Origin of the sequence: Mesorhizobium muleiense (genome assembly GCF_900099905.1) — a bacterium.
In the GTDB taxonomy this organism is placed as follows: Bacteria; Pseudomonadota; Alphaproteobacteria; order Rhizobiales; family Rhizobiaceae; genus Mesorhizobium; species Mesorhizobium muleiense.
The window spans coordinates 65,263-86,082 of record NZ_FNEE01000007.1; the positions used below are offsets into that span (position 1 = coordinate 65,263).

Consider the following 20,820-nt stretch of genomic DNA (forward strand, 5'->3'; position numbering starts at 1 on the left):
GGTGCCTCCGTCAGCATTGCTTTTGGAAGCTTCAACGCGGCAGCGACTGGAATCCGTCGCTGTTTCCAGCTCTATTTTTCGCCCGCTCGGCGCAGCATGTTGCTGCGGCCGCGCAGGCCGTCGACAAGTCGCGCCCTGTCGGCTGGCGTCAGTCCCGTCGCGAAGGTCACGATTGCCTGTTCGAGCCGGCCGCGCAGCGCCATATCGGCTTGCCGGACCGAGGCGAGCGTCTCATTGACCGCCGCTGCGTCGATCGGCTCAGCCTCGATCAGGCGCGCCACCGCCTCGCGGCCGACCCGAGCCGCTTCGATGTCGGCAGCCGACTGGCGCCGCGCCTCTGCGAGCGCCTGGCGGAACGCCTTGCGCTGGTCGGGCGACAGGCCGGCCGCGGCGAAGCGCAGGCCGCGCTGGTCGCCCGCTCTGTCGCGCTGCCCCTGCTGCGCCTGCCATATATAGCCAGCGCCGGCGGCGGCGCCGAGCACGAAGACGTTCAGTGCCAGCGAGACGGCAAGCAGGATCCTGATGCTGCGTTCGCTCATTGCACGTCCCCCTGCATGTCGCCGAATGCGGTCAGCGCATAGGTGTCGCCATCGTCAGGGGCGCTGTTGGGCGGCAGCAGCACGGCGACTGTCAGCGCCCCGGCCAGCGCGCCCGCCAGTCCGATGCCGGCCAATCCGGCACACCGCCAGACGAGTTGGGTGCGGCGCCAAAGCGCAGACGGCGCCGTGGCGATGATCCTTCGCGCGAGCGCGTCGTCCGGAGCTGCGACGCGATGGCGCGACAGCAGATCGTCAAGCTCCACCGCCGGTGCAAGCGCGGCTTCGGCTTGAGCCGGATTGGCGGCGATGAAGTCCAGCGCTGCCGTGCGCTCGTTTTCGGGCCAGCGCTGCGGCGACCCGCCATAGGCGGCAACGAGCTCGGAAAACCTCTCTGGAGTCATGTCATTTCGTCCCTGTCTCGTCCGAGCCTGGAGCGCAGCTGCCGCCGCGCCCGCGACAACAGGCTTTCCAATGCCTCGATGCTGATGCCCATGACCTCTGCCGCATCGCTGTTCGAAAGCTCCTGATAATACTGCAGCACGATCGCCTCGCGCTGGCGCTCCGGCAGTTCGGCCAGCGCGCGCCGCACCTGGTGCTGATCGTCGGCTGCGAGCATATCCGCTTCTGCGCCCGGGCGTTCGTCGCGGCGATCGGGAAGTTCCGCCACCGGCGTCTCCCGCCGCCTGCGCAGCCGGTCGTAGCAGAGATTGAGCGCGACGCGATGCAGCCAGGTGTCGAACTTCGCCTCGCCGGCGCGCCAGCCCGGAGCCGCCCGCCAGATGCGCAAGAACGTCTCCTGCGCGACATCCTCGGCCTCGCCGCGGTCGCCCAGCATTCGCGTGGCGAGACGGATCAGCCGCGGCAGCTTGCGCTCGACCATGGCATCCACCGCAGCCGCGTTGTTCTGAGCGATCAGCGCCAGCAGCCGCTCGTCGGTTTCGCCCACGTTCTGCCTTCTCGTTCCACCACGCCTGACCTTCTGCCGACACGATCGTCATCCTGCACCCGCCATGTGTCTTCAACGAGTTCCAACGCGAAATCCGTCGGCGACCCGTGCTTGGTGTGATAGACATGGCTCCGGTCTGGCGGCACACCATTGGCGGAATGTTCGGTTGATGGACGCCCCACCAATCATTCCTGGAAGGTCGCCTTTCTACGGTATCCTCCCGTCCATCTCCGGGAACAGGACGACGCTTTCCTGAGCGGTCGGTTCGTTGCGGGCGCCAATAAAAATGGCCGGCGTGCTTGCCCTGTTCACTGCAACGTGGAGCACGTTGGCGGGAATATAGAGATAGTCGCCGGGATGCACGACATCCCGAAATTGCAGTTCGTCCCCGCTCCACATCTCCAGCTCCTCTCCGCTCAGCATATAAAATGCTGTTTCGTGACGTGCGTGGACGTGGGCCTTGGTCCGTTTCCCCGGAGGCATCGTGACGACACCCAGCCAAAGCGCCTTCGCGCCGACGGTCTCAGCACTTATTCCCGGCAGATAGTCCGACCCCTGTTCGGCTCGATAAGCCTCGCCACCCCCGACGATTACAGCTTTTCTGTCGCTGGGCGTGACGTTGCCCGCTCCGGACGCTTGCTTCAACATCGTCATTTTGACCTCCATATGTGTTAGTCTGTGCGAAGAATGGCCAAGATGACCGCACGTCCGGCCGGAGTCCTAAAAGGGGAGGCGAAAAGTTCCGAATTCTTCCGAAGCCGGCAGGCGGAGTGTCGCAGCGCCGCGATGCTTAGCGTTCGGCCCGTTCGTGCTCGACATGCTGCGCGGGGGGCTTGTCCGCGAGGGCCGGCCGGTTGCGCTCGGGCACAAAGGCTTGTCGTTGCTTCAAGCCCTGCTGGAGGCACCGGCTCAAGTGCTGAGCAAGACGGCGCTTATGGAAGCGGCTTGGCCCGATACCGTTGTCGAAGAAAGCAATCTCTCTGTGCAGATTGCCGCCCTGCGCAAGCTGCTCGGGCCACAGCCAGACGGCAGCGAGTGGATCGCCACGGTTCCCCGCACCGGATATCGTTTCGCCGGCAGCGTCCATGTGCTGGACGCCGCTGCAGACGGCGCGCTGCCAAGTTCCGGCCAGCCGCCGGGATTCTCCGAAAGACCGTCCATCGCGGTCTTGCCGTTCGCCAATGTCAGCGGCGACAGGGAACAGGCCTATCTGGCTGACGGCATCACGGAGGACATCATCACAGCACTGACGAAGTTCCGCTGGTTCCGGGTGATCGGCCGCAATTCCAGCTTCGTCTACAAGGACAAGCCCGTCGACTCCAAACAGGTGGCCCGCGAGCTTGGCGTCCGTTATGTGCTGGAAGGCAGCGCGCGCCGGTCCGGCCAGCACATCCGGGTCTCGACGCAATTGGTCGATGCGGCCTCGGCCAATCAGATCTGGGCCGAACGATACGAGATGGAACTGACGGAGGCATTCGCCGTCCAGGATGCCATAGCCGAGCGGGTGGCTGGGGCGATCGAGCCCGAACTTCTCAAGACGGAGTCGCTACCAGCCGCCGCACGCAGCAGCGGAAACGCGACGGCCTGGGACCTGGTGCGGCAAGGTACCTGGCATTTCCACCACGTCGGCCGTCAGACTCACTTGAGTGCCCGCAGGCTGTTCCGGGAGGCATGCAGGCTCGATCCTGAACTCGCAGAGGCCCACCTTTGGCTCGGTCGCGTCAGCGCCGGCATCGTCGCTTACGGCTGGAGTGACGAACCGCAACGGGACATCCGGGAAGGCCTCGATGCAGCCTTGAAGGCGGTTCGGCTCGACGAGAAGAATCCCTATTCGCATTACGCGCTGGCCATCTGCAGCATCTACGCCAACGGAACAGGCTATTCTTGCCGCGGAAAAGGCGATCGAGATCAGCCCAAGCTTCGCCCTTGGTCATCTGGTGATGGGAATGGGGCAGCTTTTCCGCGGCAGCGCATCCGAGGCAATAGCGCCGCTCGAACACGGCCTTATGTTGAACCCTTACGATCCGCAGAACTTCGTCTGGTTCAATATCCTGGCGCTCGCCTACCTGTTTGGAGGACAGGCAAGCGAGGCGCTTACCGCGGCCATCAAGGCGCGCAAGATCGCTCCGGCATGGCGGCCCACCCACGAAACACTAGCCTGCTGCTACGTTTCGCTCGGCCGCTCGCCGGAGGCTGGATCTTGCGTTGAGCTGATGCGGGAAATGGAAAACCCTTCAGGCGATGCCTTGGCGCCGTTCAGGCTGCGCAATCCACATTGGGCAGACGAGATGGCGCATCTGTTGAAGAAAGCCGGTTGGCAGCGATAAAGCCACAGGCCGTTCCCGGCCTTGCCGAAAATCAGATCTTTGCATCGTGCGGCAGTGGTGCGGTCGCCTTTTCCAGCCAGGCCAGCGCCTCGCCGTCGAGTATCGGCCCGATCTCGGCCAGCACGCGGGCGTGGTATGTGTCGAGCCAATGCAACTCGTCGCGCGTCAAAAGGTCCGACCGCACCAGCCTGGTGTCGATCGGCGCCAGCGTCAGCGTCTCGAAGCCGTGCATGGCGATGTCGCCGCCCTCTATCGGCTCGGCCGGCGTCACCAGGATGAGATTCTCGATGCGGATGCCGTAAGAACCCTCCTTGTAGTAGCCCGGTTCGTTGGAGACGATCATGCCCGCCAGCAGCTTTTCGGTGCCGGTCCTGGCGATGCGTTGCGGGCCCTCGTGCACGGCCAGATAGGAGCCGACGCCGTGGCCGGTGCCATGGGCGAAATCGCAGCCATGTTTCCATAGAGCCAGACGCGCCACGGCATCGATCTCGGAGCCGCGCGTGCCCGGGGGAAAGCGCAGCATGGAAATGCCGATCATGCCCTTCAGCACCAGCGTGAAGCGTTCGCGCATTTCCTCGGTCGGCGTGCCGATCGGCACCGTGCGGGTGATGTCGGTGGTGCCGTCCTGATACTGCCCGCCCGAATCGAGCAGGAACAGTTCGCCAGACTGAAGCTTTCGGCTGGTGGCGCGGGAAACGCGGTAGTGCATGATGGCGCCGTTCGGGCCGGCGCCGGCGATGGTGTCGAAGGACACGTCGCGCAGCGGCATTTGCGTTTCCTCGCCGGTGCTGCGGCGGCACTCCTCAAGCTTGGTGACGACCGCGATCTCGTCGAGCTTGCCCGGTTCCTGGCGGTCGAGCCAGCAAAGCAGCTTGGCGACCGCGGCGCCATCGCGGCGGTGCGCGGCGCGGGCGCCGTTGATTTCGGCCTGGTTTTTCGTCGCGCGCGGAATGCGGGCAGGGTCGGGTTCGGTGATGACGGTGCCGCCATTGTCCTCGACCAGCATTCTCAGTCTCTCCGCCGCCAGCACCGGATCCAGCCCGATCTTCGCGCCGCCCTTGGCCAGGGCTGCGATAGCAGCTTCGAATTCACCGGGTTCGTGCAATTCGGCGAGCTGCGTCAGATAGGCCGCGACGGTGCGTGAAAACTTACGCTGGTCCATGAAAAGCAGGTGCGATCGATCGGCGGCGAGCACGGCGAAGCCGAGCGCCAGCGGCGTGTGCGGCACATCGCCGCCGCGGATGTCGAAGGCCCAGGCGATGGAGGACGGGTCGGTCAGCACGGCATGGGTGGCGCCATCCTTGCCGATCGACTCGGCCAGCCGCGCCAGCTTGTCCTTGGCCAATTCGCCGGCAAAGCCGATAGGATGAAGCTCGACCGGCGCCAGCGGCGGTTCGGGCTGGTTCTCCCAAATGGCGTCGATCGGATTCCTCTCGAGCGGCACCAATGTCGCTCCCGATTTTTCGGCCGACGCTTTCAGCGCTTTCACGTCGCCGATCGTCTGCAGCCACGGGTCGAAGCCAAGCCGCACGCCCTTGCCGAGATTGTCCTTGATCCACGTGGCGGGCGGATTGTCGACTAGGCTTTCGATCGAAAAGATGTCGAGATCGACCTCGTGGCGCACCTGCAGCGTGTAGCGGCCGTCGACGAACATGATGGCACGGTCGCCGAGCACGATGGCGACGCCGGCCGAGCCGCTGAAGCCGGTCAGCCATTTCAGCCGCGCCGAGCGGTCGGCGACATATTCGCCCTGATGCTCGTCGGCACGAGGCACGATGAAGCCGTCCAGCCCGCTGGCCGCCAGCCATTGACGCAGCAACGCCACACGCGGCTTGCCGACGGCGGGGTCGCCTGCGGAATCAAAGGTCTGGAACATCATGGCCTCTCCTCGGATGCTCGATGTGAGCGGCGGACTTTCAAGTCGAACCGTGCCGCCGTTGACATCCAGCCTTTTGTTTGAGCATCGGGTTTTCCCAAAACCGGTTTCCACTTTTGGGCCCGATGCTTTGGCGCGACCGTAGCGCATGACCCCGAAAATCGGAATCGACTTTTGCTACGCCAGGCGCCGGCCGAATTCGGTCCAGCAGGGCAATCGCTTCAGGTCTGCGCTGCCCCTCATTGCCCGGCAGGGCAATGAGGGGCAGCGCCGACATCGACGGTGGTCATTCTACGTGAGCTGGGAGGCCCTCTTTTGCCTGCAGTGATTGCCCTGTTCGGCATCGCTTTTGCGCATGGACGCCATGCAGAATCAGCGATTTAAAGAAAGGTCAGCAGAGCTTACCTTTTTGGCGTGGAGGAACGAGTCTTACTGCCCTGCAAAGGAGACCATCATGTCCACGAGTTCAGCGAGACGCGGATTTTTCAGAAGCGCCGTGAACGCTCTCATCGAAGCGCGCCAGCGCGAAGCGAGCCGCTATGTGAGCAGGGTTCTGCTTGGCTTTGACGACGAAACGCTGAAAGCCAACGGCTACGATCGCGAAGAACTGAAGAAGGCGGCAAGGTCGCGCTATGTCTGAGCGAATTTGCGGCGTGCGGTTGAAGGCGCTGCGCGTCACCGCTTGAGGTGGATTGTCACCCAGCCTTCGCGATGCAACGTCCTGACATGGCGGAACCGCTGGCCGACATAGGCGGAGATCACCGCGTCGCGCTGCCGGTCGAGGATGCCTGACAGCACGATCGAGCCGCCCAAACCGATATGCCCGGCCATTTCGGGCGCCAGCCGCATCAGCGGCCGCGCCAGTATATTGGCGACGATGAGGCCAAAAGGCCCGCGCGCGGCAAAAATCGGATGGTGGAAGCCCGGCGCCGTCACCGTTTCGACGAGCGCCTTGACGTGGTTGAGCCGCGCGTTGGCGGCGGCGACTTTTGTGGCGACCGGATCGATGTCGGTCGCCAGCACCGGGATATGGGCGAGCTTGGCCAGCGCGATGGCCAGCACCGCGCTGCCGGTGCCGAGGTCGAGCGCGTTGCGCGGGCGCTCGCGCCGCACGACCTGTTCCAACATTTCGAGGCATCCGGCGGTGGTGCCGTGATGGCCGGTGCCGAAAGCCAGGCCCGCTTCGATCTCGATGGCGAGTTCGCCGCTGTGGCGCTTCCTGCGGTCATGCGCGCCGTGGACGAAGAAACGGCCGGCGCGTACCGGCTTCAGTCCCTCCAATGAACGCGTCACCCAGTCGATATCAGGCACGGGCTCGCGCGCAATCGGCCTCGACAGGGCCAGCCCGGCAAGGATCTCCTTCAAGCGCGCCTCGACGGCATCGACATCGCCGTCGGCATAGAGTGACACTTCGTGGATGTCGCGGTCCTCGTCGACTTCGACCAAGCCAATCGGCAGGCCCTCATCTTCGAATGCCGCTTCGAACGCCGCGAAGATACGGTCGGCCTCGATCTTTCCAGTGCTGAAATAAAGCCGCGTTTGGGTCATCAAACGATTTTCTTCGTGAGCATGATCTTGTCCGAAAACCGGTTCCCACTTTTCGCTGGCGCGGACCGTCGGTTCGGGACCATGCACTAACCTGCCGCCAGCCGCTTGAGCTTGGCGATGGCGGCGTCCGGGCTTTCGCCATAGGCGATGGTGCCGGCGAAATCGCCCCTGGCGTTGAGCAGCAGCACCGAAGCAGTGTGGTCCATCGTGTAGTCGCCGTTGCCGGTATCGACCTTTTTCGAATAGATGCCGAAGGATTTGGCCATGGCGCGGACCTTGTCCGGGTCGCCGGTGATGCCGAGGATGCGATCGGAGAAGTTGCTGATATAGGCGTTCATGATTTCGGGCGTGTCGCGCTCCGGGTCGACCGTCACGAAATAGGCGCGCAGGTTCTTGCCATCGTCGCCCATCGTTTTCAGCCAGCCGGCCAGTTCGAACAGCGTGGTCGGGCAGACTTCCGGGCAGTGGGTGAAGCCGAAGAAGACGACGCTGGGCTGGCCGCGAAAGGCAGCCTCGCTGATCGGAGCGCCCTTCTGGTCGACCAGCGTGAACGGCGCGCCGAACGGCTCGCCGCCATAATGCCCGCGGTACCATTCAAAGGTGAGCCAGCCGATGCCCGCCGCCATCAGGACGAGAATGCCGACCAGTATTGAACGCATCATCAATTGGCTGTCCGTCGCTATTTTCATCGGCGCCGTGTCGGCGCCTTTGGAGCTTGTTGGGCGAACACTCTTAACGGTTTGATCTCGCTCGCGCAAAGATGTCGCGTTGCCGCAACCGGCTTTCTCTTAAAAACTGATCCGCTTGCAAAGTGCTGCCGCCCGTCCCACCTGAGGTCGGCAAAACTCGAACGGCAGGAGGCTTCGTTTGCAAAGGTTGATTGGGCAAGGACTGATTGGGCGAAAACTGATCGGCGGCGCTTTGGCCGCGTGCCTTGTCGTCGGTGCTGGTGCGGCTGTCGCCCAGGAGGTCGGCAAGGTCGGCGTCGACTGGCTCGGCAACGACATCATCGTCGAGGCGATCAAGGACCCGAAGGTCGAAGGCGTGACCTGCCATGTCTCCTATTTCGACCGTGGCGTGATCGATCGCCTGCAAAAGGGCAACTGGTTCGAGGACCCATCCGATTCCTCGATCGCCTGCCGCCAAACCGGGCCGATCACCATCGGCGACATCGACATGAGCGAGGCCGGCGAGGAGGTGTTCAAGCAAGGCATCAGCCTGATCTGGAAGAAACAGGTGGTGAACCGCATCTACGATAAAGCCAACGAGACCCTGATCTATCTGTCGCATTCGCGCCAGGTGCAGGACGGTTCAGCGAAAATGTCGGTCACCACGGTACCGCTCTATGGCCAGAACGTGATGTGGACCAACGGCAAGCCGAAATAGGCTCTGGAAACAGGTGACGGACGATTGCTCCCGCTTGCGGGACTAACCGCTCGGGCGTAAAGCCGCCGGGATGGACCGTCCCGAAAACCTCGTCCTGAAAGACCCCGAGCCGCGAATCCACCCGACCGCGGAGTTGAAGGCATGCAAGCTTGGGCGCTACGCCTCGATCGGCGAGCGGGTCATCTTGCGCGAAGTCATAGTCGGTGACTTCTCCTATTTCGAGCGCCACGCCGAGGCGATCTACACGACAACAGGCAAGTTCTGTTCGATCGCCGCCAACAGCCGTATCAACGCGCTCGAGCATCCGATCGAACGGTTGACCCAGCACAAGATCAGCTACCGGCCAAACGAGTATTTCCGCTGGCTCGGCGTCGACGCCGGATTTCGGGAGCGACGGCGGGCGACGTCCGTCACCATCGGCCACGACGTCTGGATCGGCCATGGTGCGGTGATCATGCCTGATGTGAGCATCGGCAATGGCGCGATCGTCGGCGCCAATGCGGTGGTAACGCGCGATGTACCTGCCTATGCGATCGTCGCCGGGGTTCCGGCCAAGCCGCTGCGCCAGCGTTTTGCCGAGAAAACCGCTGCGCGGATTGAAAGCCTCGGCTGGTGGGACTGGTCGGTCGAAAAACTCGCCAAGGCCATTCCTGACATGCAGGCGCTTTCCATCGAGGCCTTCCTCGACCGCTGGGAGCACGAAATCCCCTGATCCTTGGGGCTCTCTGAACGGCTACGTCCGTGAAAGGAGGGAACCTCAGCGGATGCTGATTGTTTCTCCTGCCATGATAGAGAAGCTTTTCACCAGGATCGCCAACTATGTTGCGCATCTAGCCGGTCTGCCGTCGACATTCGCGGTCTGTTTCCTGATCATTGTTGCGTGGGGGGCAAGCGGACCGATGTTCGGGTTTTCCGATACGTGGCAGCTCATCATCAACACCGGCACGACGATCGTCACCTTCCTGATGGTGTTCCTCATCCAGAACACCCAGAACCGCGATGGCACGGCGATTCAGACGAAACTCGACGAGTTGATCCGGGTCGGCAAAGCTCACAATACCTTTATCGGCATCGAGCACCTGACCGAATCCGAGGTCGAGGAGATCCGTAGAAAATGTGAACAGGCGGCGAAACGGCATGATACGGCGGTCAAGAAAGCCACTGCACAAAAGCGCGGCTCAAAGACACATGCGTGAGCGTCAGCTTTCCATGAACGCCGCGAAAGCCTCCTTGTGGTCCGGGTGCCAGCGCGACAAAGCAGGGCGATTTTCGATGATGTCGCCGATCGCCCAGGCCATGCGCTTTTCGTCCATGGTCCGTGTCGCCTCGTTGTCGGGGCACAGGATGTAGAAGTCGCCACGCACCAGCGCGGCCAGCATGAAGTCGATCACCTGCTCGCCGGTCCAGGCGCCGGCGGGCTTTTCGGTTGCACCCTCGGTCAGGCCGGTAAAAGTGAACCCCGGAATGAGCAGATGCGCGGCGATGTTGGCGCCGGGCTCGTTGCGCAGCGCATGCGCCAAGCCTTCGGTAAAGCTCTTCACGCCGGATTTGGAGACGTTGTAGGCAAGGTTGCCGGGCGGCGTCGTGATGCCTTGCTTGGAGCCGGTGTTGACGATCAGGCCCGGTTTTCCTGCAGCCAGCATGCGCGGCACGAAGGCCTCGACGCCATGGACGACGCCCCAAAAATTGATGTCCAGTAGCCGCTTCCAGGCGTCGCGGTTCTCCCAGGGCTTGCCGGGATTGTTGCCGACGCCGGCATTGTTCATCAACAGCGACACGCCGCCGAAGGCATCGAATGCCTTTTCGGCCAGCCGGTCGACTTCGTCGGCTTTCGAGACGTCGGTCGCGACAGCGAGCACGCCACTGTCGCCGGCAATCGTGGCAACGGCGCCGGCAGCCTCATCGAGCCGCGCGCCGCCGATGTCGGCCAGCACGATTTTCAGGCCCACTGCCGCCAGCCGCCTGGCCGCGGCAAGGCCGATGCCGCTGGCGCCGCCGGTGATGACGGCAACGTTGCCGGAGCCAAGGGCAGGCAAAGCGCTCTGGATTTCGGCGTCGGTGGTCATCGATCGTGTCCTCGTTCAGGTTGCGCCGAACTTAACGCGGCGACAGCCTCGCGCAAGCCCGTTTGGGCGTCCTTGGGTTGACCACATCGGCAGGCGCTGCGCATGCTGTCCGCGTAAGAAGGAGTTTACCGATTGACCGACTGGATCGAGATCCTGAAAGAACAGACCGCCACCGGCGACCAGATGAGCCGTGAGGTGCCGCAAATGCTTGCCAATCCCGACATCAGCGAAGCGCAAGTGAGAACGCTGTTTTCGGCGCTCGAAAAGCAGGCGGAGTTCGTCGAGAAGCTGCGCATGGCGCTGGAAAAATTCGGCCATGATTTTTCGGTGATCAAGGCGGCCGAGCGGCTGGAGGAGCGCTATGCCGACCTTGCGGCCTCGGTGGCGGAAAAGCTGAAGGCGATGCGGGAATAGGGTGGACCTATTTTTCGATCTGCCTTTCGAAACGCTTGTCCGGCACGAACCAGATCATGGCAACCAGCACATAGAGCGCGACGCTGATCCATTGATTGACGAAGGTCAGCGGAATGGCGGCGATGTAGAGGACCACCGAGATCTTTTCCTTGCGATCGGTGCCTGCCGCTCTGGCGAAGGCAGTGTCGTTGCCATGCAGCCGGTGCAGGAGGACGACCAGAATGAAGTAGGCAGCCGCGCAAAGCGCCAGGACAACACCGTAAACGGCGACAGGCACCGGCGCGAAATGGTTTTCGCCCATGAAGGCGGTGGTCACGGGCATCAGCGACAGCCAGAACAGCAGATGCAAATTCGCCCACAGCACGCGGCCATCGACCCGCTGCACGGTGTGGAACATGTTGTGCAGATTGTTCCAGTAGATGCCGACATAGATGAAGGACAGCACGTAGCTGAGAAAGGTGGGCCATAGCGGTGCCAGCGCGGAAAAATCCGCGCTATGCGGCACCTTCAATTCCAGCACCATGATGGTGATGATGATGGCCATGACGCCATCGGAAAATGCCTCGACCCGTCCCTTGCCCATGGATTCTCCCCAGCTGCGCCTGACTCATCCTAGGCGATCGACGTGGCTGGAGGGAAGGCCGGCCATCATCAATCGCTGTCGCGCGCGATCAGTTCCAGCGGCCAGACCTCACGGATGATCCGCGCGCCTTCGGGGCCGGCGAAGGCCGGGATCGACGCCAGCAACATTTCGGCAAGCCGCCGTCCCATCGGCTCCAGGCGAGGGCGGAAGCCGGTCAGTGCCGGTGAAAAATAGCGGCAGAGCGGCGTGTCGACGATGACGATCACCGCAATGTCGTGGCCCGGCTTGATGCCCATCTCGGCCAGCGCCTTGCAGCCGCCGAGTGCCATCGCGTCATTGTTGAAGATGATAGCGGTCGGCGGGTCCTTGGAGCGCATGACCTGCGGCGTCACCGCGTCGCCGCCGGCTTCATTGATGAAGCCTTTCGCGATCAGCTCGGGGTCGACCTCGATGCCGTGCCGCCGCAGGGCCTTGCGATAGCCGGCCAGGAACAGGTAGCCGAAATTGAGGTTGAGTGACGGGCGGATGGCGGCGATGCGGCGATGGCCGCGCGCCACCAGGCGGTCGACCGCGTCGGCCCCGGCTTTTTCGAAATCGAGGTCGAGCGACGGATAGGTCTTGCCGCCGGAGCGGCTGCGGCCGAGCGTCGCGAACGGGAATCCGACCCTGGTCAGGTAATCGATGCGCTCGTCCTCGCGACGCGTATAGGCCAGCACCACGGCGTCGGCCCGGCGCGTCTCGACCACCCGGCGCAGGCGCTCCTGCTGGTAGTCGCCCGGCGCGCCCATCACCACGATCAGATCGAGCCCGCTTTCGGCGAGTTTCGCCTGCAGCCCGGTCAGGAACGGAATGAAGAACGGTTCGCCATATTGCTGGTCGCCCGGGTGCGGCTGCAGCATGAAGGCGATCGAGTGGGTGGTGCCGCGGCGCAGGCTGCGGCCGGACTGGTTCGGCGAATAGTTCAGCTTTGCCGCCGCATCGAGCACGCGCTGGCGGGTGTCGGCATTGACGTCGGCACGGCCGTTGAGCGCGCGCGACACGGTGCCGATCGAAATGTTCAGGTGACGCGCAAGGTCGTGGATGCTGGACGCCAAAGGACAGTTCTCCCCCTTGCCTGGCTATCATCGGCCGCTCTTCAGGCCAAGGTGATCTAGGTGATTTTCGCGAGCGGCCAATTGACATTCTATGCCTTCCGGTGTGTTCTCGTAAACGTTTACGGAAAAACGTTTACGGTCATGCCGTGAATGCCGTGACGATCGGTCTGGAGGGGCCGAGCGGAGGAGGAGCGCTGGATGATGAATGTCGTCCTGGTCGGCTGCGGAGCGATGAGCAAGCACTGGCTCGATGCGGCGAGGCAGATCGACGGGTTGGCTATTGTCGGCCTTGTCGACCTCGACGCCGACAGGGCGAAGGCAAGGGCGCGCGAATACGAGCTTGCCGGCGCCATTGTCGGGACCAATCTTGACGCCGTGCTCGACCAGACCAAGCCCGACGCTGTGTTCGACGTCGTGGTTCCGGCGGCTCGGCGCGATGTCGCGCTTTCGGCCTTTGCGCATCACTGTCACCTCCTGACGGAGAAGCCGCTGGCTGACAGCCCGGAGAACGCGCGCGCCATCGTCGAGGCTGCCCGACGCGCCAGGCGCGTGCACGCCGTCGTCCAGAACCGCCGCTATGTCGCCAACGTCAGGCGCATCAGGCGTTTTCTCGATTCCGGCGCCATCGGCGCGCCAACCAGCATCCACGCCGAATTCTTCGTCGCGCCGCATTTCGGCGGGTTTCGCGAGGAGATGCGCCATGTCCTGCTGCTCGACATGGCGATCCATACTTTCGACGCCGCCCGCTACATGGTCGGCGGCGCGCCGGCCTGCGTCTACTGCCAGGAATGGGAGCCGGTCAATTCCTGGTACCGGCAGGGATCGTCGGCCACCGCAATCTTCGAGCTCGGCGGCGGCAAGCTGTTCACCTATGCCGGCTCCTGGTGCGCCGACGGCTTCCGCACCAGTTGGGAGAGCACATGGCGCATCGTCGCCGAGCACGGCAGCTTGGTCTGGGACGGCGAGGATGGGCTGAGGGCGGAAGTCGCGCGGCCTATCCGTGAAGGGCTGTTCGATCGCACAGAGCCGCTCACTGTCCCGCCGCTCGATTCGAGAGACCGCATCGGCGGCCATCTCGGCATCATCCAGGATTTTGTGCGCGCCGTCGAAACCGGCAGCGAGCCGGAGACGCGCGGCGCCGACAACATCAAGAGCCTGGCCATGGTCTTTGCCGCGATCGAAAGCGCCGAAACCGGGCGCCGGGTCGCGATCACATAGAGCAAGATGAGGTTAGTTTTGGTCATTCTGCCGGTGATGGTTTGGGACAAGGTCGAGGGGTCTTGCGAAGGGCGTAGTGGTGCTACACCCGAGCCAGAGCCCGAAGGATTTGGCCCAAACCAGCCCGGCAGAATGACCAAAACTAACCTCATCTTGCTCTGGGAAGGATGACGATGCCAAACCCGCTTCTCGACATCAGGATCGGCACCATGGTGCGGGCCAATCTCGATGACCCGGCCGCCTATATCAAGGCCATCCTGCCGCTCGGCTTCGAAAGCATCCAGCCCTTCTTCTGGCAGACGCTGGGCGGCAAGGATCTTCCGCGGCTGGCCGGCCAGATCCGCGAGGCGATCGGCGACGCCGACGTCGTCGTCTCCTCGCTCGGCGTCTTCGGCAATCCGCTGGAGAGCGGCGATGTCGATCGCGGCGTGCTTGATGCCTGGGAAACGGCCATCGACCATGCGCATCTGTTCGGCACCGCGATGGTCAGCGGCTTCACCGGCCGCCTCCGCGGCAAGCCGCTGCCCGACAGCCTGCCGCGCTTCCGCGAGGTCTGGGGACCACTGGCGCGGCGCGCCGCCGACAAGGGCGTGCGCATCGCCTTCGAGAATTGCGCGATGGACGGCAACTGGGCTGATGGAGACTGGAACATCGCCCACAATCCGGACGCCTGGGAGCTGATGTTCAACGAATTGCCGGATGACAATCTCGGCCTGGAATGGGAGCCCTGCCACCAGCTCGTCTACCTGATCGATCCGATCCCGCAGATCCGCAAATGGGCGCCGCGCATTTTTCATGTCCACGGCAAGGACGCGACGGTGCGCTGGGACGTGATCCGCGAGCATGGCGTGTTCGGCCGGCTGCCGTTCGTGCAAATGCGCACGCCTGGCTTCGGCGACAGCGACTGGACGCGGGTGATCAGCGAATTGCGGCTGGCCGGATACAGGGGCGCCATCGACATCGAAGGCTGGCACGACCCGGTCTATCGCGGCGACCTTGAGATTACCGGGCAAGTGCGGGCGCTGGACTACCTCAAGCAATGCCGGGGAGGTGCGACGTATCTGCCGAACCCGGCTTGAAGATCCGGCTGGCGAGGAGCCGGCCAGCGAAGCATTGCGGCGAGAAGCCGAAGCATTCGTCGAGAACCCCTCGGCTGCGAGGGAACAAAGGGAGGATAAGTGCATGAGCATCACGATGAGAAGGACAGTTCTGCGCTCGACCGTCGTGGCGGCCGCCACGGCGCTCGTCGCCGCAATCTCCACCTTGCCTGCCCAGGCGCTCGATGCCCAGTGGTGCAAGGACGTCCACATCCGCTTTTTCGTCGGCGGCGCCGAGGGCGACGCCTTCGGCACCATCGTCTACAATGGCGCCAAGCAGGCCGAGGCCGATCTTGGGCCGAAGGTCGACTACATCTTCTCCCAGTGGGATGTCGAGAAGATGGTGCAGCAATTGCGCGAGGCCGTCGCGGTCAAGCCCGGCGGCATCGCCATGATGGGCCACCCGGGCGATGCTTCGATCATGCCGCTGGCCGAACAGGCGCACAAGGACGGCATCAGGATGATGTACCAGAACGTGCCGGTGCCGAAGGTCACGGCAGCGTTCGGCGGCGGCTATGTCGGCGCCCAGCAGGAAGAGCAGGGCCGCGCGCTCGGCGCCGAGGCGTTCAAGCTGGCCGGCCTCAAGGCCGGCGACAAGGCGATCATGATCGGCCCGTTCGAGAACGAGAGCCGCGGCGCGCGCGAGCGCGGCACGGTCGCCGCCCTGAAAGAGGCGGGCGTCGAGGTCATCCAGCTCTCCTCGCCGCCGAGCGGCGAATGGGCTTCCGATCCCAATCTGGCCATTCCGGTGATTACCGCAGCACTCCTCAACAATCCCGACGTCAAGGCGGTTGGCTATCCCGGCGGACAGATGCTGGGCAACGTCCCGACCTACATGCAGGCGGCAGGCAGGAAGGCTGGCGATATCTTCAATTTCGGCTTCGACACCAGCCCGCAGATCGTCGAGGGTTTCAAGGGCGGCTGGGTCCAGCTGACGGCCGACCAGCAGCCGTTCCTGCAGGGTTATCTGCCGATCCTCAGCCTCTGCCAGCAGGTGGTGTTGGGCCTGGCGCCAATGAATGTCGACACCGGCGCCGGCTTCGTCACGCCTGACAATTACGAGATCGTCGCCGAACTCGCCAAGCAGGCGCTGCGCTGACCTTTTGACACGGCTGCCGGTCTTGCGACCGCAGCCGGAACCAAGTGAGGATCGCCATGGCAGAACGCCTTATAGAGCTGCGCGACATCAGCAAGTCCTATGGCCAGGTCTATGCGCTGGGCGGGGTCAATCTCAGCGTCGACCGCGGCGAGGTGGTCGGCCTGATCGGCGACAACGGCGCCGGCAAGTCGACGCTGATCAAGATCCTCTCCGGCGTGGTCAAGCCGACCAGCGGCGAGATCCTCATCCGCGGCCAGCCGGTGACCGGCTGGAGCGCCGCGCGCTCGCGCGACGCCGGCATCGAGACGGTATTCCAGGACCGGGCGCTGGCCGTGCAGCAGACGATCGTGCGCAACATCTTCATGGGCCGCGAACTCACCGGCTTTCTCGGCTGGCTGAAGGTCAACAAGGAAATCGAGGAGGCGAGCCGGCTGATGCGCGAGATCGGCTTCACCTCGAAAGTGTTCACGCCGCAGTCTATCGTCGGCCAGCTCTCCGGCGGCGAACGCCAGGGCGTGGCGATCGCGCGGGCAATCTACAAGCAGGCCGACCTGATCATCCTCGACGAGCCGACGACGGCGCTGTCGCTGACCGAGACCGCCAAAGTCTTCCATTTCGTGCGCCAGGTGCGGGCAAGCGGGCGCTCGATCCTGTTCATCGGCCACAACATCCACCACGTCTTCGACATCGCCGATCGTTTCGTCGTGCTGGACCGCGGCAAGGTCGCGCTCACCGCCGACCGCAGCCAGGTCAAGTCGGCCGAAGACCTCATCAACTTCATGGAAGACGTCGCGCATCCGGGTGGATTGCCGGGACTGCACGACGCCGGCGACCCGGAGCAGAGAGCACGATGAGCAAGACGATGGAGCCCGATCTGCAAGAGCCGTCCGCAGGCATCTCCCGTCCCGGCAATCCCCGGAAAGAGTGGAAACACCCATCCGATCACTGGATGCGCGGCTTCATCCTCGACAACCGCGCCGCACTCGGCACGCTTGCCGTGTTCGTGGTGATGATGACGGTGTTCATGATCGCCAACCCGACCGTCTTCACCACCTGGTATCTCTACAGTTCCGTGCTCACCACGCTGCCGGTAGCGCTGTTCGTGGTGGTGCCGCTGGTCTTCGTCGTCACCTGCGGCGAGATCGACCTGTCGTTTCCGGCGACGATGGGTTTTGCCTCATGGGTGTTCGCGCTGGTCGTGCAGGCCGGCTACGACCCGTTTCTCGGTATTGCCGCCGCCATTGCAACGGGCACGTTGCTCGGCTTCCTTGTCGGGTCGCTGGTCGTCTATGGCGGGCTGTCGTCGCTGATCGCCACGCTCGGCATGAACTTCCTGCTGCGCGGCCTGATCCAGATCATCAACGAAGGCAGGTCGACGGCGCTGACCAGCCTTGCCGACAGCTGGGCCTACAAGATCTTCTCCAGCCAGCTCTACGGCATCCCGGTGCAGATCTTCTGGGCCATCGGCTTCGTCGTGCTGTCGGCGCTGCTCTACAACAGGCATCGCTTCGGCGCGCAGGTGAAGGTGGTCGGCGACAATCCCGACAGCGCCCAGCAGATGGGCATCGACGTCAAGCGCGTGCGGGTGAAAGTATTCGTCTTCGTCGGCATCGGGGCGGCGATCGCCGGCACCTTTTCGGTGATGATCAACTTCACCTGGTGGCCGACGGCCGGCGACGGCTATCTGCTGCCGGTGCTGGCATCGGTGTTCGTTGGCGGCACGCCGACCTGGGGCGGCATCGGTACCGTCGTCGGCGGCGCCATCGGCGCCGTCACCGTGTCGTTCATCCAGACCGGCGTCGTCGCGGCAGGCCTGAGCGGCTTCTATGTCCAGTTCTTCAACGGGCTGATCATCATCCTGTCGCTGCTCGGCCACAAATGGAACCAGGCGCGGTATCGGTGAGGGGGAGACTCATACCCCGGTGACAAACCCGTCCAGCACGCGTTTCTGGCCGGCCTTGTCGAAGTCGATGGTCAGCTTGTTGCCGTCGATGGCGGCAATGTTGCCGTTGCCGAATTTCTGGTGGAAGACGCGGTCGCCGACGCTGAAGGCCGACGGCTTGTCGGCAACGGATTTGGCGACCAGCTCGCCGTCGATGGTGCGGCCCTTGATCGAGGTGCGGCCGGCACCATAGCCACTGTCGGTCTCGCCATAGCCGATGCGCTCGACCTGGTGGCCGGAGCGCGAGCCCCAGTTGCGGTCGGTCGCCTCGGTGCGGTTCTGCTGCGCGCGCTGCCAGCCCGGCGTTGCATAGGTGCTGGAGAAGGCGCCGGATTTTTCTGCGCCGACATTGTCGAAGCGCGACGCGCCGTAAGGATTCTGCCGTCCTGCCGCCTGGCCGCCCCGCCCGGAGGCGAAAGAGCCGCCGCCATAGGCATTGCCGTAGCCGCCATAGGAGCTGCCGCTCTCGGCGACCTCGACATGGGCTTCCGGCAATTCGTCGAGGAAGCGTGACGGGATCGTCGATTGCCACAGGCCGTGGATGCGGCGGTTGGAGACGAACCACAAATGCAGGTTCTTCTTGGCGCGGGTCAGCCCGACATAGGCCAGCCGCCGCTCTTCCTCCAGCCCGGAGCGGCCGCCCTCGTCGAGAGCGCGCTGATGCGGGAACAGTCCTTCCTCCCAGCCGGGCAGAAAAACCGTCTCGAATTCGAGGCCCTTGGCCGAATGCAGCGTCATGATGTTGACGGCGTCGAGCTCGGCGTTCTGCTCGGCGTCCATCACCAGCGCTACATGTTCGAGGAAGGAGCGCAGCGATTCGTACTCCTCCATGGAGCGGATCAGTTCCTTGAGGTTTTCCAGCCGGCCGGGCGCTTCTACCGAGCGGTCGTTCTTCCACATGTCGGTGTAGCCGCTCTCCTCCAGGATGGTCTCGGCCAGCTCGGTGTGCGGCGTGGTCTCCAGCGCCTTCTGCCAGCGCTCGAAATTGGCGGCGACTTCGCGCAGCGCCGCGCGCGGCTTCGGCTTCAGCTCGTCGCTCTCGGCGAGTTTTTCCGCAGCCTCCAGCATCGGGATGCGCAGCGCCCTGGCGGTGTCGTGAATCTGGCGGATGGTGGCTTCGCCCAGCCCGCGCTTCGGCACGTTGACGATGCGCTCGAAGGCGAGGTCGTCTGCGCCTTGCGCGACGACGCGGAAGAAGGCGAGGGCGTCGCGGATTTCGAGGCGCTCGTAAAAGCGCGGGCCGCCGATGACGCGGTAGTTGAGGCCAAGGGTGACGAAGCGGTCCTCGAACTCGCGCATCTGGAAGGACGCGCGGACAAGAATGGCCATGTCGTTGAGATTGTGCTTTTGCCGCTGGTAGGCTTCGATGGTTTCGCCGACGGCGCGGGCCTCCTCCTCGGAATCCCAGGCGGCATGGACATGCACCTTCTCATCGTCCTCGGCGATCTTTTCGGTGAACAGCGTCTTGCCGAAGCGGCTTTCATTGTGGGCGATGAGGTGGGAGGCGGTGCCGAGGATGTGCGCGGTGGAGCGGTAGTTGCGTTCCAGCCGGATGATGGTGGCGCCGGGGAAATCCTTGTCGAAGCGCAGGATGTTGTCGACTTCGGCCCCGCGCCAGCCATAGATCGACTGGTCGTCGTCGCCGACGCAGCAGATGTTTATGGTGGCCGCGCGCGGGTTTCCCTCCCCCTTGAGGGGAGGGTGGCCGGGCAAAGCCCGGCCGGGTGGGGTCCGGACGGCCGTGCTCGACGCTCTGGCGGTGCCTTCTGCGGCTACCCCCTCCGCCCGCTTCGCGGGCACCTCCCCCTCAAGGGGGGAGGATTGCGGCCGCTGCGCCAGCAGCCGCAGCCACATGTATTGGGCGGTGTTGGTGTCCTGGTACTCGTCGACAAGGACGTAGCGGAAGCGCTTGTGGTATTCCTTCAGCACGTCCGGATTGGCGCGAAAAATGCGGATCGGGTGGCACAGGAGATCGCCGAAGTCGCAGGCGTTCAGCGTCTTCAGCCGCTCCTGGTAAGCCTTGTAGAGTTCACGCCCCTTGCCGTTGGCGAAGGCGCGGGCGTCGCCCTCGGCAATCTCGGCGGGGCCAAGCCCCTTGTTCTTCCAGCCGTCGATCATCTGGGCGAACTGCTTGGCCGGCCAGCGTTTGTCGTCCAGTCCTTCGGCCTGGATGAGCTGCTTGATCAGGCGCACAACGTCGTCGGTGTCGAGAATGGTGAAGTCGGATCTGAGCCCGGCAAGCTCGGCGTGGCGGCGCAGCAGCTTCACTCCAATCGAGTGGAAGGTGCCGAGCCACGGCATGCCTTCGACATTGCCTTCGCCGATCAGCAGGCCGATGCGCTGCTTCATCTCGCGCGCCGCCTTGTTGGTGAAGGTGACGGCGAGGATCTGCGACGGGAAGGCCTTGCCGGTGGCGAGGATGTGAGCGATGCGGGTGGTCAGCACGCGCGTCTTGCCTGTGCCGGCGCCGGCCAGCACCAGCACCGGACCCTCGGTGGTTTCCACCGCCAGCCGCTGCTCGGGGTTGAGCCCATTCAGATAATCGGGCGCATTGGCATGGCCGCTGCGGGCAGCCATGGCGCGCGCAGCAATGCCCGACGGGGCCACGGGCCGCGCGTTCGGTTCATCAAAAAAAGGCATATCTTCCGAAAAGCCGGACATCTCCCCCGAATGTAGTGATTCGGC

Annotated in this window: 21 protein-coding genes and 1 pseudogene; 11 read left to right on the forward strand and 11 right to left on the reverse strand. The window is 63.9% G+C overall.

Features of this window, described 5'->3' with window-relative positions:
- Nucleotides 1-71 precede the first annotated feature (71 nt).
- The 4 genes and pseudogenes from BLT09_RS14730 to BLT09_RS14745 all read right to left on the reverse strand — a co-directional run bounded on the left by BLT09_RS14730 (nucleotide 72) and on the right by BLT09_RS14745 (nucleotide 2,139).
- The gene (locus tag BLT09_RS14730) at nucleotides 72-539 is read right to left on the reverse strand and encodes a periplasmic heavy metal sensor (protein ID WP_091594172.1); all 468 of its coding nucleotides are present in this window, start codon (nucleotides 537-539) and stop codon (nucleotides 72-74) included.
- Nucleotides 536-940: a hypothetical protein gene (locus tag BLT09_RS14735; protein ID WP_091594174.1), complete on the reverse strand. Its 405-nt coding sequence runs from the start codon at nucleotides 938-940 to the stop codon at nucleotides 536-538. Before BLT09_RS14735 ends, BLT09_RS14730 begins: the two co-directional genes overlap by 4 nt.
- Nucleotides 937-1,506 (reverse strand): annotated as a pseudogene (locus tag BLT09_RS14740) (RNA polymerase sigma factor); the annotation flags it as partial. The gene BLT09_RS14735 and the pseudogene BLT09_RS14740, both read right to left, overlap by 4 nt.
- 186 nt (nucleotides 1,507-1,692) lie before the next feature.
- Nucleotides 1,693-2,139: a cupin domain-containing protein gene (locus BLT09_RS14745; RefSeq protein ID WP_091594479.1), complete on the reverse strand. Its 447-nt coding sequence runs from the start codon at nucleotides 2,137-2,139 to the stop codon at nucleotides 1,693-1,695.
- A gap of 163 nt (nucleotides 2,140-2,302) precedes the next feature.
- Here BLT09_RS14745 and BLT09_RS14750 point away from each other — a divergent pair, with 163 nt between their 5' ends.
- Entirely contained in the window at nucleotides 2,303-3,694 is a 1,392-nt protein-coding gene (locus BLT09_RS14750; RefSeq protein ID WP_329608810.1) for a winged helix-turn-helix domain-containing protein, read from the forward strand.
- 149 nt (nucleotides 3,695-3,843) lie between these two features.
- Here BLT09_RS14750 and BLT09_RS14755 read toward each other — a convergent pair whose 3' ends face one another.
- Nucleotides 3,844-5,691 (reverse strand): aminopeptidase P family protein, encoded by a 1,848-nt coding sequence (locus BLT09_RS14755; protein WP_208602507.1) that lies wholly within the window; start codon nucleotides 5,689-5,691, stop codon nucleotides 3,844-3,846.
- 451 nt (nucleotides 5,692-6,142) lie between these two features.
- Here BLT09_RS14755 and BLT09_RS14765 point away from each other — a divergent pair, with 451 nt between their 5' ends.
- On the forward strand, nucleotides 6,143-6,328 hold the full coding sequence (locus BLT09_RS14765; protein ID WP_091594180.1) for a hypothetical protein: 186 nt from the start codon (nucleotides 6,143-6,145) through the stop codon (nucleotides 6,326-6,328).
- 35 nt (nucleotides 6,329-6,363) lie between these two features.
- Here BLT09_RS14765 and BLT09_RS14770 read toward each other — a convergent pair whose 3' ends face one another.
- Both BLT09_RS14770 and BLT09_RS14775 read right to left on the reverse strand, forming a co-directional pair.
- Entirely contained in the window at nucleotides 6,364-7,236 is an 873-nt protein-coding gene (locus BLT09_RS14770; RefSeq protein ID WP_091594483.1) for a 50S ribosomal protein L11 methyltransferase, read from the reverse strand.
- Nucleotides 7,237-7,322: 86 nt separating this feature from the next.
- Nucleotides 7,323-7,898 carry an SCO family protein gene (locus BLT09_RS14775; RefSeq protein WP_091594485.1) on the reverse strand — a complete coding sequence of 192 codons (576 nt, stop codon included), beginning with the start codon at nucleotides 7,896-7,898 and terminating at the stop codon, nucleotides 7,323-7,325.
- Between the two features lie 205 nt (nucleotides 7,899-8,103).
- On the opposite strand from BLT09_RS14775, the gene BLT09_RS14780 reads away from it, so the two are divergent.
- The 3 genes from BLT09_RS14780 to BLT09_RS14790 all read left to right on the forward strand — a co-directional run bounded on the left by BLT09_RS14780 (nucleotide 8,104) and on the right by BLT09_RS14790 (nucleotide 9,818).
- On the forward strand, nucleotides 8,104-8,622 hold the full coding sequence (locus BLT09_RS14780) for a CreA family protein (protein ID WP_091594182.1): 519 nt from the start codon (nucleotides 8,104-8,106) through the stop codon (nucleotides 8,620-8,622).
- 70 nt (nucleotides 8,623-8,692) lie between these two features.
- The gene (locus tag BLT09_RS14785) at nucleotides 8,693-9,334 is read left to right on the forward strand and encodes an LbetaH domain-containing protein (protein WP_091594184.1); all 642 of its coding nucleotides are present in this window, start codon (nucleotides 8,693-8,695) and stop codon (nucleotides 9,332-9,334) included.
- A gap of 73 nt (nucleotides 9,335-9,407) precedes the next feature.
- Complete coding sequence (locus tag BLT09_RS14790) at nucleotides 9,408-9,818, forward strand: low affinity iron permease family protein (protein ID WP_167366442.1); 411 nt, start codon at nucleotides 9,408-9,410, stop codon at nucleotides 9,816-9,818.
- Nucleotides 9,819-9,821: 3 nt separating this feature from the next.
- Here BLT09_RS14790 and BLT09_RS14795 read toward each other — a convergent pair whose 3' ends face one another.
- Nucleotides 9,822-10,688, reverse strand: a complete 867-nt coding sequence (locus BLT09_RS14795) for an SDR family NAD(P)-dependent oxidoreductase (RefSeq protein WP_091594186.1) — start codon at nucleotides 10,686-10,688, stop codon at nucleotides 9,822-9,824.
- Nucleotides 10,689-10,820: 132 nt separating this feature from the next.
- Between BLT09_RS14795 and BLT09_RS14800 the strand changes: the two genes are divergently transcribed.
- The gene (locus BLT09_RS14800) at nucleotides 10,821-11,102 is read left to right on the forward strand and encodes a hypothetical protein (protein ID WP_023798763.1); all 282 of its coding nucleotides are present in this window, start codon (nucleotides 10,821-10,823) and stop codon (nucleotides 11,100-11,102) included.
- Nucleotides 11,103-11,109: 7 nt separating this feature from the next.
- Here BLT09_RS14800 and BLT09_RS14805 read toward each other — a convergent pair whose 3' ends face one another.
- Together BLT09_RS14805 and BLT09_RS14810 are read right to left on the reverse strand one after the other, a co-directional pair.
- A complete protein-coding gene (locus BLT09_RS14805) occupies nucleotides 11,110-11,685 on the reverse strand; it encodes a TMEM175 family protein (protein ID WP_091594188.1) in 576 nt (191 codons plus the stop codon).
- 68 nt (nucleotides 11,686-11,753) lie between these two features.
- Complete coding sequence (locus BLT09_RS14810) at nucleotides 11,754-12,779, reverse strand: LacI family DNA-binding transcriptional regulator (protein ID WP_091594190.1); 1,026 nt, start codon at nucleotides 12,777-12,779, stop codon at nucleotides 11,754-11,756.
- Nucleotides 12,780-12,977: 198 nt separating this feature from the next.
- Here BLT09_RS14810 and BLT09_RS14815 point away from each other — a divergent pair, with 198 nt between their 5' ends.
- The 5 genes from BLT09_RS14815 to BLT09_RS14835 all read left to right on the forward strand — a co-directional run bounded on the left by BLT09_RS14815 (nucleotide 12,978) and on the right by BLT09_RS14835 (nucleotide 18,096).
- The gene (locus BLT09_RS14815; RefSeq protein ID WP_091594192.1) at nucleotides 12,978-13,997 is read left to right on the forward strand and encodes a Gfo/Idh/MocA family protein; all 1,020 of its coding nucleotides are present in this window, start codon (nucleotides 12,978-12,980) and stop codon (nucleotides 13,995-13,997) included.
- 173 nt (nucleotides 13,998-14,170) lie between these two features.
- Entirely contained in the window at nucleotides 14,171-15,076 is a 906-nt protein-coding gene (locus BLT09_RS14820; RefSeq protein ID WP_208602508.1) for a sugar phosphate isomerase/epimerase family protein, read from the forward strand.
- 103 nt (nucleotides 15,077-15,179) lie between these two features.
- Nucleotides 15,180-16,193 carry a substrate-binding domain-containing protein gene (locus BLT09_RS14825; protein WP_091594196.1) on the forward strand — a complete coding sequence of 338 codons (1,014 nt, stop codon included), beginning with the start codon at nucleotides 15,180-15,182 and terminating at the stop codon, nucleotides 16,191-16,193.
- A 56-nt stretch (nucleotides 16,194-16,249) separates the two neighbouring features.
- Nucleotides 16,250-17,047 carry an ATP-binding cassette domain-containing protein gene (locus BLT09_RS14830; protein ID WP_077383235.1) on the forward strand — a complete coding sequence of 266 codons (798 nt, stop codon included), beginning with the start codon at nucleotides 16,250-16,252 and terminating at the stop codon, nucleotides 17,045-17,047.
- Nucleotides 17,044-18,096, forward strand: a complete 1,053-nt coding sequence (locus BLT09_RS14835; protein ID WP_091594198.1) for an ABC transporter permease — start codon at nucleotides 17,044-17,046, stop codon at nucleotides 18,094-18,096. The genes BLT09_RS14830 and BLT09_RS14835 overlap by 4 nt, the downstream gene beginning before the upstream one ends.
- A 9-nt stretch (nucleotides 18,097-18,105) precedes the next feature.
- Here the strand turns inward: BLT09_RS14835 and BLT09_RS14840 are convergent, their stop codons facing one another.
- Entirely contained in the window at nucleotides 18,106-20,796 is a 2,691-nt protein-coding gene (locus BLT09_RS14840) for an ATP-dependent helicase (protein ID WP_091594200.1), read from the reverse strand.
- Nucleotides 20,797-20,820: the final 24 nt, after the last annotated feature.